At 70.9% G+C, this 14004-nt stretch carries 10 protein-coding genes and 1 other RNA gene; 3 read left to right on the plus strand and 8 right to left on the minus strand.

What is annotated here, in order from left to right; translation table 11 throughout:
- Positions 1-331: 331 nt before the first annotated feature.
- Positions 332-776, minus strand: an RNA gene (gene rnpB / locus A5481_RS16645) — RNase P RNA component class A.
- A 141-nt stretch (positions 777-917) separates the two neighbouring features.
- Between rnpB and A5481_RS34665 the strand changes: the two genes are divergently transcribed.
- Positions 918-1088, plus strand: coding sequence for a hypothetical protein (locus A5481_RS34665; protein ID WP_167350033.1), 171 nt, complete (start codon positions 918-920; stop codon positions 1086-1088).
- A gap of 45 nt (positions 1089-1133) precedes the next feature.
- Here the strand turns inward: A5481_RS34665 and gloA are convergent, their stop codons facing one another.
- Positions 1134-1574 (minus strand): lactoylglutathione lyase, encoded by a 441-nt coding sequence (gene gloA / locus A5481_RS16650; protein WP_048428292.1) that lies wholly within the window; start codon positions 1572-1574, stop codon positions 1134-1136.
- Positions 1575-1742: 168 nt separating this feature from the next.
- Between gloA and pepN the strand changes: the two genes are divergently transcribed.
- Positions 1743-4400, plus strand: a complete 2658-nt coding sequence (gene pepN / locus A5481_RS16655) for an aminopeptidase N (RefSeq protein WP_048432540.1) — start codon at positions 1743-1745, stop codon at positions 4398-4400.
- A gap of 199 nt (positions 4401-4599) precedes the next feature.
- Positions 4600-6960, plus strand: a complete 2361-nt coding sequence (locus tag A5481_RS16660) for a PAS domain-containing sensor histidine kinase (protein ID WP_048432539.1) — start codon at positions 4600-4602, stop codon at positions 6958-6960.
- A gap of 67 nt (positions 6961-7027) precedes the next feature.
- On the opposite strand, the gene A5481_RS16665 is transcribed toward A5481_RS16660, so the two are convergent.
- The 6 genes from A5481_RS16665 to A5481_RS16690 all read right to left on the minus strand — a co-directional run bounded on the left by A5481_RS16665 (position 7028) and on the right by A5481_RS16690 (position 13888).
- Positions 7028-7690: a glutathione S-transferase family protein gene (locus A5481_RS16665; protein ID WP_048432538.1), complete on the minus strand. Its 663-nt coding sequence runs from the start codon at positions 7688-7690 to the stop codon at positions 7028-7030.
- A complete protein-coding gene (locus tag A5481_RS16670; protein WP_048432537.1) occupies positions 7687-8910 on the minus strand; it encodes an ABC transporter substrate-binding protein in 1224 nt (407 codons plus the stop codon). Before A5481_RS16670 ends, A5481_RS16665 begins: the two co-directional genes overlap by 4 nt.
- 149 nt (positions 8911-9059) lie before the next feature.
- Positions 9060-10673, minus strand: a complete 1614-nt coding sequence (locus A5481_RS16675) for an acyl-CoA synthetase (RefSeq protein WP_048432536.1) — start codon at positions 10671-10673, stop codon at positions 9060-9062.
- Positions 10674-10797: 124 nt separating this feature from the next.
- Positions 10798-11622 (minus strand): carbohydrate ABC transporter permease, encoded by an 825-nt coding sequence (locus A5481_RS16680; RefSeq protein ID WP_048432535.1) that lies wholly within the window; start codon positions 11620-11622, stop codon positions 10798-10800.
- Entirely contained in the window at positions 11619-12551 is a 933-nt protein-coding gene (locus tag A5481_RS16685; RefSeq protein ID WP_048432534.1) for a carbohydrate ABC transporter permease, read from the minus strand. Before A5481_RS16685 ends, A5481_RS16680 begins: the two co-directional genes overlap by 4 nt.
- A complete protein-coding gene (locus A5481_RS16690) occupies positions 12551-13888 on the minus strand; it encodes an ABC transporter substrate-binding protein (RefSeq protein ID WP_048432533.1) in 1338 nt (445 codons plus the stop codon). Before A5481_RS16690 ends, A5481_RS16685 begins: the two co-directional genes overlap by 1 nt.
- Positions 13889-14004: the final 116 nt, after the last annotated feature.

The following is a 14004-nucleotide window of genomic DNA, read 5'->3' on the forward strand; positions in this document are numbered from 1 at the left end:
GCCGCTTTGCCCACGCCCGGCATCGACGCGCGACCATCACGCCTGTGCGAGCAGGCTGCGGCCGCCGATGCGGGAATCTCCGTGGACGGGGTGGCTCGGGGTATCATGGGCCTCTGGGGTCGTCAACGCGAGGGCACACGCGGCGGGCAGCACCCGCCTCGATGGCATCAGAGACCAGCAAGGTTAACGAAGGCTTGTGATCGCCGCGGCGCGGAACCGGAAAGTCGAGGCGGGCACGGCTGTTCGGCCGCGGGCGCGGGCTCTACGTCGGAGATGCCTCGCGCCCGCTTGAACTGAGCTGGCGCCGCGCTAGGACGGGCCGTCGGGATTGGGTATCAGCCGGCCTGTAAGCCGGGTTCTGTATGGCCCGGAGGATCCCGCGAGGGATCCCCCGAACGTGGCGGCCATTCCTCTGGGACGGCCGTTGCCGGCCGCCTCGAGCAACCAACCCGGGCGACGGGCCTGAAGAAGCCCTGCGCGATCGCTCGCGCGTGCCGCCCCTATTCGGTTTTGCTCCCGGTGGGGTTTGCCGTGCCGTCCGCGTTGCCGCGTCCGCGGTGCGCTCTTACCGCACCCTTTCACCCTGGCCGGCACGGGTCCGCGAGGACCCGCCCGGTGGTCTGCTCTCTGTGGCACTGTCCCTGGGGTCGCCCCCGCCGGACGTTATCCGGCACCGTCTCTTCATGGAGCCCGGACTTTCCTCCCCGTCGCTCGCTGCGCGGGAGACCCAAGCGGGGACCCACTGACGAGGACGGAGCGGCCGCCCGGCCGGCTGACGGCGCCGATGTGCGACGGCGAGAGCGTCGCGTCAAGGCGGGAGCGCCGCCCGGACGGGTTGCCGCGCCGCCGATACTCCCTACCTGCCGCCGTCCAAGGCCGCCGCGAGGCGCGGCCGCGACGAACGGGAGGCGACCCTGATGAGCGAGAACATCGAGGCGGGCTGGACCCTGGAGACCGTGCAGCAGCTCCGGGCGATGGCGCAGGAGGGCGTCTCGCCCTCCGTGATGAGCCTGAAGCTCAAGCGCCCGGTCACGGCGATCCACGCCAAGCTGGCCGAGCTCGGCATCACGCCGGCCGCCGGGGCCTGACCGGCGCGACAGGGGGCGGGCCGGACCCGGCCCGCCCCCGTCAGGTCACCAGCTGCCGGTATTCTGCATCGAGGCCCACGGCTCCTGCGGCGGCTTCGCGCCGCCCTTCTGCAGGATCTCGATCGAGATGCCGTCGGGCGAGCGCACGAAGGCCATGTGGCCGTCCCGCGGCGGGCGGTTGATGGTCACGCCGGCATCCTGCAGCTTCTGGCAGGTCGCGTAGATGTCGTCGACCTGATAGGCCAGGTGACCGAAGTTGCGCCCGCCGGTATATTCCTCCGGATCCCAGTTGTAGGTCAGCTCGAGCAGCGGCGACTTGGTGTCCTTGGCGCGCGCGGCGTCGCCCGGGGCGGCCAGGAACACCAGGGTGAAGCGGCCCTTCTCGCTCTCGGTGCGACGCACCTCCTGGAGGCCGAACTTGTTGCAGTAGAAGTCGAGCGCCCGGTCGAGATCGGCGACGCGGACCATCGTGTGCAGGTATTCCATGGCACTCCATCCTTCCCTTGAGCGCACGCCGCGGCGGCGCCGGATCCGGCGTCGTAGCTAGGGCGGCGCGCGACCGGCGGGGAGGCCCCGATCCCGCGTTGCGCTGCGGCCGGCGACGGTGCAAAGGCTCAAGACCCCGCCGCCCGCGCGACCGCCGAGGATCCCGCCATGCAGTCGATCGTCCGCCTCGCCGATTACCGCCCGAGCGACTACCTGATCGACCGCGTCGACCTCGACGTGCGCCTGCACCCGACCGAGACCCGGGTGACCGCGACGCTGGCGCTGCGGCCCAACCCCGGCGGCGAGCCCGGCGCGCCCCTTCGTCTCGACGGCGACGAGCTGACCCTGCTGGCGATCGCGCTGGACGGCCAGCCGACCGGACCGGGCGCGATCGACGTGACGCCGCGCGCCCTCACCCTGCACCAGCCGCCGCAGCGCCCCTTCGTGCTCGAGATCGAGACGCAGGTGAACCCGAGCGCCAACACCAAGCTGATGGGGCTCTACCGCTCGAACGGCGTCTACTGCACCCAGTGCGAGGCCGACGGCTTCCGGCGCATCACCTACTTCCTCGACCGGCCGGACGTGATGGCGGTCTACACCACCCGGATCGAGGGCAACCGGGAGGCGGCGCCGGTGCTGCTGGGCAACGGCAACCTCGTCGAGCGTGGCGAGGCCGGGCCGGAGCGCCACTACGCGGTCTGGCACGATCCCCATCCGAAGCCCGCCTACCTGTTCGCCCTCGTCGGCGGCCGCCTCGGCCGGGTGGCCGCGCGCTTCACCACCATGGAGGGGCGGGACGTCGAGATCGCCGTCTACGTCGAGCCCGGCAAGGAGGGCCGCGCCGACTTCGCCCTCGACGCGGTCGCCCGCTCGATGGCCTGGGACGAGCGCACCTTCGGCCGCGCCTACGACCTCGACGTCTTCAACGTCGTCGCGGTCTCCGACTTCAACATGGGCGCGATGGAGAACAAGGGCCTCAACATCTTCAACGACAAGTACGTGCTGGCGAGCCCCGACACCGCGACCGACGCGGACTACGCCAACATCGAGGCGATCATCGCCCACGAGTACTTTCACAACTGGTCCGGCAACCGGGTGACCTGCCGCGACTGGTTCCAGCTCTGCCTCAAGGAAGGCCTGACGGTCTTCCGCGACCAGGAATTCTCCTCCGACGAGCGCTCGCGCCCGGTCCACCGCATCGCCGAGGTGCGCACGCTGCGCGCCCGCCAGTTCCCGGAGGATGCCGGTCCCCTCGCCCACCCGGTGCGGCCGCAGGCCTATCGCGAGATCAACAACTTCTACACCGCGACGGTCTACGAGAAGGGCGCCGAGATCGTCCGGATGCTGCGCACCCTGCTCGGCCCCGAGACCTTCCGGCGCGGCATGGACCGCTACTTCTCCACCTGCGACGGCACCGCCGCGACGGTGGAGGATTTCCTCGCCGCGTTCGCGGCCGAGAGCGGGCGCGACCTCGCGACCTTCGCGCGCTGGTACGCGCAGGCCGGCACGCCGACCGTCGCGGTGACCGGCGCCCACGATCCGGCGGCGCGCACCTACAGCCTGACCTTCCGCCAGAGCCTGCCCCGGATCGCCACCGAGGCGAGCGCGGCCGCCGCGCCCGAGCCGCTGGTGATCCCGGTCGTCCTCGGCCTCGTCGCCCCGGCGGGCGGCGCCGTGGCGGCGCGGGCCGAGCGGGTGCGGGACGGCGTGTTCGTGCTCGACCGGGCGGAGGACACCCTCGTCTTCACCGAGGTCGCGACCGCGCCGGTGCCGTCCGTGTTCCGCGGCTTCTCGGCCCCGGTGAAGGTCGAGCACGCCCTGACCCGCGACGAGCGCCTGGCGCTGCTCGCCCACGATTCCGACGCCTTCAACCGTTGGCAGGCGGCCCAGAGCCTCGCCATGGAGGTGCTGGTCGCCCGCGCCCGCGCCGGTGCGCCGCTCGGCCCCGAGGCCGGACCGGAGGGCGCGGGCCTGACCGCGGCGCTCGCGACCTTCCTCGACGCCGAGGCCCTCGCCGACCCGGCCTTCGCCGCCCTCGTCCTGACGCTGCCCGGCGAGCAGGAGGTGGCGCAGGCGATCGGCGCCGAGGTCGATCCCGACGCGATCTGGCGCGCCCGCCAGACCCTGCGGGTGCAGCTCGGCCGCGACCTCGGATCCCGGCTCCTCGGCTTGCGCGACGCGCTGGCCGAGCCGCCCGGCGCCCCCTTCAGCCCCGACGCGGCCAGCGCCGGGCGCCGGAGCTTGCGCAACGCCGCCCTCGACCTCGTCGCGGCGGCCGACCCGGAGGCCGGCATCGCGCTGGCGATCGCCCAGCTCGATGCGGCCGCGACCATGACCGACCGCCTCGCGGCGCTCGCCGTCGTGAGCCTCGTGCCCGGCGAAGCCCGGGAGGCGGCCCTCGCGCGCTTCGGCGAGGCCTACCGGCACGAGCCCCTGGTGCTCGACAAGTGGTTCGCCCTCCAGGCGATGATCCCGGAGGCCGGGACGCTCGAGCGGGTACGGGGGCTGATGCGCCACCCCGCCTTCTCGCTCGGCAACCCGAATCGCGTCCGCTCGCTGGTCGCGAGCTTCAGCCTCAACAATCCGACTCAGTTCCATCGCCCGGACGGCGCCGGCTACGACCTCGCCGCCGAAGTGGTGCTGGCCCTCGACGGAAAAAATCCTCAAGTCGCGGCACGCCTGCTAACTGCTTTCAATACTTGGCGTATGGTCGAGGACGGGCGCCGCCGGCGGGCCGAATCGGCCCTGCGCCGCGTCGCCGGGACGCCGGGACTCTCCCCCGACGTCAGCGACATCGCCGGGCGCTCGCTGGCGCCGGCGAAATAATGCACAAACCCTTGTGATATCTGGCAGAATCGCGCATTCGCCCGTGCTTTCGACGGTTCGGATCACTGGTTAACACTTCATTTCGACGGCGCGAGGCGCTGGACAAAATGCTTGTGGAAATGCCAGATTGAGCCTCGATTCGGGGGCCTGCCGGGAACCTCCGCGGCATCTGTCTTTCTGTTCCGTTGGGGGTTTGGGTATGCTGGAGGCGGATCCCGCCCCCTTCTCTGCGCGTGCCGCGACGATCCTCGGGATCAGCCGGGTATCGAAGGCCGCGCACCAGCGCCTCGCCCACGCGGAATCCTGGCTGCGCTTCGCCGTCCCGGCGATGCTGGCGGCCTTCCTGATCTGCCTCGGCACCGTCACGGCCCTGCAGCTCTCCGGCCACCGCGAGGAGGTGGTCTCCGACGCGCGGCGCGACATCGACCTCGTGGCCCGCCTGGTCGCCGGGACGCTGCCGGCCTCCCTCGCCCGGCTCTCCGGCACGGTGCCGTCCGACGCGCCGGCCGCCCTGCTGCGCGAGCGCCTGGTGCGCCTGCTGCCGCCCGGCAGCCTGCCCGCCGGCCGCAGCATCCTGCTGATCGGCGCCGACGACGCGATCCTGGCCGCGGTGCCGGACCAGCCCGGGCTGCCGCGCAGCTTCAGCGAGCTGGTCGGCGAGGTCCAGGTGCTCGGCATCATGGGCGAGCGCGCCGGCGTGCTCCCGGTGGTGCTCGGCACCGGCGAGCGGGCGCTGGCGACGGTGCGGGCGGTGCCCGGCGGCGGGATCGTCACGGGGACGGGCATCGCGCAGGTCGCCGTGGTCCAGACCCTCGATTCCGTGACCTCGCTGTGGGCCGGGCGGGCGCGCGTCGCCGCGGTGCTGGTCGGCGCGGTGACGCTGGTGGTGGTCTGCACCGGCCTCGCCTACGCGCTCCAGGCCGACCGGGCGCGGGCCGTCGACCGGGTCTGCGAGCAGGTGCGCCAGCGCCTCGACACCGCGCTCGGCCGCGGCCGCTGCGGCCTGTGGGACTGGGACATCCCGCGCGGCCGGATCTACTGGTCGGATTCGATGTACCAGCTCCTCGGCTACGTCCGGGAGCAGGAATTCCTCTCCTTCGGCGACGTCAACGCCCTGGTCCATCCGGACGACACCGACCTCTACGGGCTGGCCCGCCAGCTGGCGGCCCGCGACGCCACCGTCGACCACGAGTTCCGCATCCGCGCCGCGGGGGGCGAGTGGGTCTGGCTCAAGGCCCGGGCCGAGATCGTCCAGGACCTCGAGGACAATGGCCGCCACCTCGTCGGCATCGTCATCGACATCTCGGAGCAGCGCCGCCTCGCCGAATCGACCGCCACCGCCGACATGCGCCTGCGCGACGCCGTCGAGGCGGTGTCCGAGGCCTTCGTGCTCTGGGACGCCCAGAACCGCCTGGTCCTGTGCAATTCCAAGTTCCGCCGCCTGCACGCGCTGACCGCCGACGAGGCCCAGCCCGGCCGGCGCTACGACGCCATCATGGGGCGCGCCGCCCTGCCGACCGTGCGGCGCGAGATCCCCGCCGGCGAGTTCCCGGAAGCGGGAGCCCGCACCTTCGAGGCCGAGCTCGCCGACGGGCGCTGGCTGCAGATCAGCGAGCGCCGCACCAAGGACGGCGGCTACGTCTCGGTCGGCACCGACATCACGGCCCTGAAACGGCACCAGGAGCGGCTCGTGGAATCGGAACGCCAGCTCATCGCCACCATCGCGGACCTCAAGCGCTCGCGCCGGACCCTCGAGATCCAGACCCAGCAGCTCGCCGACCTCGCCGAACGCTACCTCGACCAGAAGGCCCAGGCCGAGAGCGCCAACCGCTCGAAGTCCGAGTTCCTGGCCAACATGAGCCACGAGCTGCGCACACCCCTCAACGCCATCCTGGGCTTCGCCGAGGTGATGGAGAGCGAGGTGTTCGGGTCGCTCGGCTCCGAGAAGTACCGCGAATATTGCCGCGACATCCGCTCCAGCGGCCATTACCTGCTCTCGGTGATCGACGACATCCTCGACATGTCGCGGATCGACGCCCGCCGGGTGAAGCTCGCCAAGCAGCCGGTGGCGGTGAGCGAGGCGCTGGAGCGTGCCCTGAAGCTCATCGCCGAGCCGGCCCGGGCCAAGGGGCTGACCGTCAGCGTCGAGATGAGCGCCGACACCCTGGTGATGGCCGACGAGCGCGCCCTGCACCAGATCCTGGTCAACCTGCTGCAGAACGCCGTGAAGTTCACCCCCGAGGCCGGCCGGGTCGCGGTGCGCACGCGGCGGGCCATCGACGCGGTCCACATCTTCGTCGAGGACAGCGGCATCGGCATCCCGAAGACGGCCTTGCCGAAGCTCGGCTATCCCTTCGAGCAGGTCGAGACCAACTTCGCCCGCAGCTACAAGGGCTCGGGCCTCGGGCTGGCCATCGCCCGCTCGCTCGCCGAGCTGCATGGCGGCGGCCTGCGCATCCGCTCCGAGGAGGGCACCGGCACGATCGTGCTGGTGCGCCTGCCGCGCCCGGGCCTCGCCGACGCGACCGACACCCGGGACGTGGTCGAGATCGAGGCGTAGGCGATCGTCCGGCCCGACGGGCCGACGATCGCTCCGTCCCCGCCCCGTCCGGGCGCGCCCGGTCCCCTCAGCCGCCGAGCGGCGACGGCACCGGCGACACGCCCTGGGCCACGGCGGCCCGCTGCTCGGCCGCGAGCGCCCGCGCGTAGGACGGCTCGGCCTGCAGCCCCTCCCAGTAGGCCCTGGCGAAGTCCGGCAGCTGCTCGGCGAGCCCGGCGAACCCGGCCAGCATCAGGGCATAGCCGATGCTGATGTCGGCGGCGGTGAAGCGCTCCGCGCAGACGAAGCGGCGATCGCCCAGAACCGTGCCGAAGCCCTTGAGCCGCGACAGGAACCAGCGCGCATAATCCTCGACGAGGCCCGGGTTGCGGCGCTCCGGCGGCTCGAAGCGGCCGTAGCGCAGCACCAGGGTCTGCGGGAAGGTCAGGGTCGCCTCGCCGAAATGCAGCGCGTTGAGGTAGCGGCCGTAATCCGGCTCGTCGGGCCGCACCCCGAGGCCCCCGGCGCCGTGGCGCGCCGCCAGGTACTCGCAGATCGCCGCCGATTCGGTCATCCGCGTCGCGCCGTCCTCGAAGAGCGGGATCGTCCCGAGGGGATTGAGGGCGAAGTAGTCCTTGGCGTGGACCCGCGGCGGGAACGGCAGCATCGCCAGCTCGTAGGGCAGCCCGAGCGCCTCGAGGGCCCAGAGCGGGCGGAACGAGCGCGCGCCGACGCAGTGATGCAGCTTCATGGGGTCACCAGTGGGCAGTTGCCGGACTTCAGCGGCCGGAAGGCCTGGTCGGCGGGAATCGTCGAGACCAGGCGGTAATAGTCCCACGGCCCCTTCGACTCGGACGGCTTCTTGACCTCGAACAGGTACATCGGGTGGGTCACCCGCCCGTCGGCCCGCACCTCGGAGCGGCCGAACAGCGGATCCTCCGCCGGCACCCTGCGCATCTCGGCCGTGACCGTGGCGGGGTCCTTGCTGCCGGTCGCCTTCACGGCCTTGAGGTAATGCATCATGCCGGAATAGACGCCGGCCTGGACCATGGTCGGCATCCGGCCCTTGTAGCGCTCGGCGAAGCGGCGCGACCAGGTGCGGGTGCCGTCGTTGAGGTCCCAGTAGAAGGCTTCCGTGAGCACCAGTCCCTGCGCGACCTTGAGGCCGAGCGAATGCACGTCGCTGAGGAAGACCAGCAGGCCGGCGAGGCGCTGCCCGCCTTCCGCCACGCCGAACTCGGCGCCCTGCTTGATGGTGTTGATGGTGTCGCTGCCGGCATTGGCCAGCCCGATCACCTTCGCCTTCGACCCTTGGGCCTGGATCAGGAACGAGGAGAAGTCGTTCGCCGCGACCGGGTGGCGGACCGAGCCGAGCACCTTGCCGCCGTTGCGCTCGACCACCTCCGAGACGTCGCGCTCCAGCGCCTTGCCGAAGGCGTAGTCGGCGGTGATAAAGAACCAGGTGTCGCCGCCCGAGCGCACCATCGCCCCGCCGGTGCCGTTGGCGAGCGCCCAGGTGTCGTAGGTCCAGTGGATCGTGTTGGGCGAGCACAGCGCCCCGGTGATCTCCGAGGCGCCCGCCCCCGAATTGATCATCAGCCGGTTCTTCTCGCGCACGATCTGGTGCACGGCGAGCGCCACCGAGGAGAACGGCACGTCGAGCACGACGTCGACGTCGTCGCGGTCGATCCACTGGCGCACGATGCCGGCACCGACATCCGGCTTGTTCTGGTGGTCGGCCGACAGGACCCGGACGTCGACATCGGGGTTCTGCGCCTTGAAGTCCGCCGCCGCCATCTCGACCGCCACCACCGAGCCCTCGCCGGCGAGGTCGGAATACGGCCCGGCGCGGTCGTTGAGCACCCCGAGGGTGACGCGAGTCGAGGCGGCCTGGGCCTGGGCGAGGGTGAGCAGCGAGGCGGCCGCGAGCGCCAGCCATCGGGACGTTCGGCGGAGTTTGGATGTCGGCATGATGTCCTCCCGTGCGTGGCGGCATCCGGTCGTTGATCGCCGGATGTTCCATGTGTCTCCTTCGTCGTTCCAGGGCCGCGAAGCGGAACCCGGGATGACGCGGTGTGCTCGATACCGTGCGCTCGACCGACCTGCGGTCGAGATCGTCTTCACGCCGCTCCCCGCTCCCTGAGCGCCCGCCGGATGATCTTCCCCGTCGCGGTCATCGGCAGTTCTTGCACGAAGGCGACGTGGCGCGGGTATTCGTGGGCGGCGAGCCGGGTGCGCACGAAGTCCTGGATCTCCCGCGCCAGGTCCGGCGTGCCCTCGACCCCGCCCTTCAGCACGATGAAGGCCTTCACCACCTCGGTCCGGACCGGGTCCGGGACGCCGACGACGCCGCACAACGCCACCGCCGGATGGCGCAGCAGGCAATCCTCGATCTCGCCCGGGCCGATGCGGTAGCCGGACGAGGTGATGACGTCGTCGTCGCGGCCGACGAACCATAGGAAGCCGTCCGGATCGCGCCTGCCGAGATCGCCGGTGATCAGCCACTCGCCGATGAATTTCCTCGCCGTCGCCTCGGGGTTGCGCCAGTAGCCGAGGAACATCACCGGGTCGGGCCGGCGCACCGCGATGTGGCCGGTCGTGCCGTCCGGCACCTCCCGGCCCTCGCCGTCGACGATGCGCACGTCGTGGCCCGGCACCGGCTTGCCCATGGCGCCGGGGCGGGCGGGGAACAGGTCGGCGCAGGAGGAGACGACGAGGTTGCACTCGGTCTGGCCGTAGAACTCGTTGACCGGGACGCCGAGCACCGCCTCGCCCCAGGCCAGCATCTCGGCGCCCAGGCTCTCGCCGCCGCTGCCCACGGAGCGGAGGGTCAGGCCCGGATAGGGCGTCGCGCGGGTTTGGCGCATCAGCTTCATGGCGGTCGGCGGCAGGAAGACGTTGCGCACCTCCTGCGCGGCCATCAGCCGGAACGCCGCCTCCGGATCGAATTTTTTCGCGCGATGCGAGACGACCGGGACGCCGTGATGCAGGGCCGGCAGCAGCACGTCGAGGAGGCCGCCGATCCAGGCCCAGTCCGCCGGGGTCCAGAACCGGTCGCCCGGTTGCGGCAGGAAGCGCTGGGGCATCTCGACCCCCGGCAGATGGCCGAGCAGCACCCGGTGGGCGTGGAGCGCCCCCTTCGGATCGCCGGTGGTGCCCGAGGTGTAGATGATGACCGCCGGATCGTCGGCGGCGGTGTCGACCGGCGTGAAGGCGTCGGAGGCGCGGGCGCAGAGCGCGTGGAAATCCTCCGTCCCCTCCCCCGGCCCGTCGATGCAGTAGACCCGCTCCAGCTCAGGGACCGCGTCGCGGATCCCGGCGATGAGCGCGGCGCCGGCCCGGTCGGTCACAACGGCCCTCGCGCCGCTGTTGCCGAGGCGGTAGGCGAGCGCGTCGGGCCCGAACAGCACGAAGAGGGGGATGGTGATGAGCCCGGCCCGGAAGCCGGTGATGTGGGCAACCGCCGTCTCGGGCGCCTGCGGCAGCAGCACGCCGATCCGCTCGCCGCGGGCGAGCCCGTGCGCGGCGAGCACGTTGGCGAAGCGGTTCGACAGGCGCCGCAAATCATCGAAGCCGTAACGCTGCACGGCGCCGTCATGGTCGAGGTGGATCAACGCGAGCGGATTGCCGGGAGCGTGCCGGTCGCAGACGTCGGTGCCGATGTTGTAGCGGGCCGGGATCCGCCAGCGGAATGTCTCGACGAGATCGGCGTAGGTGTCCGCGCGCTGCAGCATCGGCGTTGTCCACCCGTGAGTCTTACGCGGACCGTTCGGCGGTCCTTCGATTGAAACGATCGTTCATTCGTTTTTTGGTGTCAATGACGGCGCGGCGAGGTTGCCGCGCCGTGTCGTCAGGGCGTCAGCCGCCCTTCACCGCCCCCGCCGTCAACCCGGCGACGATCTGGCGCTGCGCGAACACCGTCAGCACCAGCACCGGCAGAGTAACGATCAGCGCGGCCGCCGCGAGCGGGCCCCAGCTCAGCTGGTCGAACGAGATCATGTTGTAGACCGCGACCGGCAGGGTGCGGGTCTCGCGCCCGGCGAGCACGATGCCGAAGACGAAGTTGTTCCAGGAGAAGATCACCGCCAGGATCATCGCCACCGCGATGCCGGGCTTGGCGATCGGCAGCGCGACGTAGCGGAAGACCTGCCAGCGGCTGGCGCCGTCGATGACGGCGGCCTCCTCCAGCTCGAGCGGCGTGGTCTCGAAGTAGCCGATCATGATCCAGATCACGATCGGCACCGTCACGACGAGGTGGATGATGATCTGCGGCCACAGCGTGCCGAGCAGCCCGAGCCACTGGAACAGCAGGAAGAGCGGGATGAGGTAGGACAGGCCCGGCGTGATGCGGGCGACCAGGATCACCACCGCGGCCTTGGCGGCCTTCATCCGGGCGATGCCGTAGCCCGCCGGCACCCCGACGACGAGCGCCAGCAGCGTCGCCGTGCCGGTGACCAGCAGGCTGTTGACGAAGTAGGTCGAGAACCGGTTCGATTCGAGGACGTCGACGTAGTTCTTCCAGGCGAAGCGCTCGGGGATCAGGATCGGCGGATAGGCGGCGTTGTCGATCTCGTACTTGACCGAGAGCGACAGCATCCAGACGAAGAACAGGATCACCGGCGAGACGATGACCAGGACGGCGAGGAGCAGGGCGGCCTGCTTGAGGAGCCAGCGCCAATTCATGCGACGGCGCCTTGCGTGCGCTTGCGGACCACCAGCAGGGCGGCGGCGAGCGCGATGATGAGAAGGAAGAACACCACGGCGATCGCCGAGCCGTAGCCGACGTCGTAATAGGCGAAGGCGACGCTGTAGAGGTAGATGTTGATCGTCTCGGACGCCGTGCCCGGTCCTCCTTGCGTGATCGCGAAGATGATGTCGAAGCTCTTCACCGCGTCGATCATCCGGATCATCGCGGCGACGAACAGGAACGGCGCGACGAGCGGCAGGGTGATGTGGCGGAACATCTGCCAGATCGAGGCGCCGTCGATCTGCGCGCTCTCGTAGGGCTCGGTCGGCAGGGCCGCGAGGCCGCCGAGCACGATCAGCATCACGAGCGGCGTCCACTGCCAGGTCTCGACCAGCACCAGCGACGGGATCACGGTGGCGGGGTGGAAGACCCAGAGCTGGGGCGGGATGCCGACGAGCGAGAGCAGGTAGTTCAGCACCCCGAGCTGGGGATGGAACATCATGGTCCAGACGAGCGCGATCGCCACGGGCGTCGCCATCATCGGCAGGATGAACACGCCGCGCAGGAAGCCGCGCAGGGGGAACCTGGCGTGGAACACGCAGGCCGCCAGCGTGCCGAAGATCAGCGGCAGCACCACCGAGAGCGCGGTGTAGACCAGCGTCTGCCACACCGCGTCGAGGAAGCGCGGATCGGTCGGCAACCGCGAATAGTTCGACAGGCCGACGAAGGCCGGCGCCGCGCCGACCTTCCACTCGTGCAGGCTCATCCACAGGGTGAAGGCCCAGGGAAAGACGATCACCCCGACGACGACGACGAGGGCCGGCACCACGAAGGGCCAGTAGCCCGGCGGGCGCCAGCGGGCGGGCGCGGCCTCTTCGGCCGCTGACAGGTCATCCGCTGGCGATGCGAGGCCGGCCCGCGCCATCACGCCTTCTCGCTGCGCTCGAGGATCGGCCGGTACTGCTCGGCCGCCTTCTTCAGCTCGACCGCCGGGTCGGCCCCCGACAGGGTAGCGGTGACGGCGGAACCGACGATGTCGCGGAACTCCGCCACCGGCACCACGACGGGGAGGCCGAGCTTGCTGATCTTGGCCGAGCCGATCGCCGAATCGAGCCACTCGCGCGGCATCTTCACGCCCTGCTGCACCTCCGGGTCGCCGAGGATCGAGTCGCGGAACGGCACGCCGCCGCCGGCCTGGAGCAGGCGCGCGCCCATCAGCTTCGAGACCGCCCACTGGCAGTAGAGGTAGCCCGCCTCCTTCTTGGGGCTCGCCGCCGCGACGCCGATGCCGTCGCCGTAGGTGGCCGCGGCATGGTCCTTCGGCCCCTTCGGCACCACCGCGTAGCCGACCTTGCCGACGACCCGCGAGGCGTTCGGATCCTCGAGCGGCGGCGCCCAGCCGACGCCGTCGAGCCACATCGCGGCGCGCCCCTGCGTGAACGCCGCCATCGACTCCATCCAGTTGAAGCCGACGACGCCGGGGGGCGCGGTCTTGGTCAGGAGGCGCTGGTAGAACTTCGTCGCCTCCACGGCCTCCGGGCCGTCGATCAGGAGGTTGCCCTTGTCGTCGAGGAAGCGGCCGCCATAGGCGAGGAAGAACGCGCCCCACAAAGCCATGTTGGCGTTGCGCAGCCCCCGGCCGACGAAGCCGTAGGTGCCGGCCTTCGGGTCGGTCAGCGTCTCGGCCGCCCGCATCATGTCGTCGAAGGTCTCGGGATACGCGACGTTCTTCTTCTGGAACAGCTCCTTGTTCCAGTACAGGATGAAGTAGTCGACCGAGAGCGGCAGCGAGCGCATCTCGCCGTTCAGCGTCTTGGCGTATTGCAGGCCCGCATTGCTGAAATCGGCCTCCTTAAGGGAGGGCTCGGTCAGGTTCGGGTCCTTCATGAACCCGGAGAGATCGGCGAGCCAGCCGGCCTTGTCGAACTGGCGCTTCTGCACGTGGTAGCTCAGATGCACCACGTCGAAGCTCGGCCGGCCCGAGGTCAGCTCGATGACGATCTTCTGGCGCTGCTGCTGCTCGGGGATGACCTCGGAGGAGACCTTGATCCCGGTCAGCGCCGTGAACTCGGCGGCGCTGCGGTGGAGCAGGTCGCCGCGCGGCCCCTTGATCAGGTTGACCTCGAGGGTGGTGCCGGCGTGTTTCTTCCAGTCCACGGCGGCGAAGGCCGGCCGTGTGCCGATCAGCCCGAGACCGGCCGCGGCGGCGCCGGAGGCCAGGATGCTGCGGCGGCTCGGAAAGCCGCGGGAGAACTCGCCCATCGTTTCCACCCTTGAGAATGGCCCGGATCTGCCGCCCGGGCTTCGTCGAGGCGGGGCCGGTTCTCCGGTCCCCGTCGTGCCGCTCGGCCCTCGACGTCGAGGGCCGAGCGGCAGCG

The sequence above is a fragment of the Methylobacterium platani genome (genome assembly GCF_001653715.1).
In the GTDB taxonomy this organism is placed as follows: domain Bacteria; phylum Pseudomonadota; class Alphaproteobacteria; order Rhizobiales; family Beijerinckiaceae; genus Methylobacterium; species Methylobacterium platani.

Coding starts and splice junctions, on each gene's coding strand:
- A5481_RS34665 (WP_167350033.1), top strand. CDS start 918: ATGAGCGAGAACATCGAGGCGGGCTGGACCCTGGAGACCGTGCAGCAG.
- gloA (WP_048428292.1), bottom strand. CDS start 1,574: ATGGAATACCTGCACACGATGGTCCGCGTCGCCGATCTCGACCGGGCG.
- pepN (WP_048432540.1), top strand. CDS start 1,743: ATGCAGTCGATCGTCCGCCTCGCCGATTACCGCCCGAGCGACTACCTG.
- A5481_RS16660 (WP_048432539.1), top strand. CDS start 4,600: ATGCTGGAGGCGGATCCCGCCCCCTTCTCTGCGCGTGCCGCGACGATC.
- A5481_RS16665 (WP_048432538.1), bottom strand. CDS start 7,690: ATGAAGCTGCATCACTGCGTCGGCGCGCGCTCGTTCCGCCCGCTCTGG.
- A5481_RS16670 (WP_048432537.1), bottom strand. CDS start 8,910: ATGCCGACATCCAAACTCCGCCGAACGTCCCGATGGCTGGCGCTCGCG.
- A5481_RS16675 (WP_048432536.1), bottom strand. CDS start 10,673: ATGCTGCAGCGCGCGGACACCTACGCCGATCTCGTCGAGACATTCCGC.
- A5481_RS16680 (WP_048432535.1), bottom strand. CDS start 11,622: ATGAATTGGCGCTGGCTCCTCAAGCAGGCCGCCCTGCTCCTCGCCGTC.
- A5481_RS16685 (WP_048432534.1), bottom strand. CDS start 12,551: ATGGCGCGGGCCGGCCTCGCATCGCCAGCGGATGACCTGTCAGCGGCC.
- A5481_RS16690 (WP_048432533.1), bottom strand. CDS start 13,888: ATGGGCGAGTTCTCCCGCGGCTTTCCGAGCCGCCGCAGCATCCTGGCC.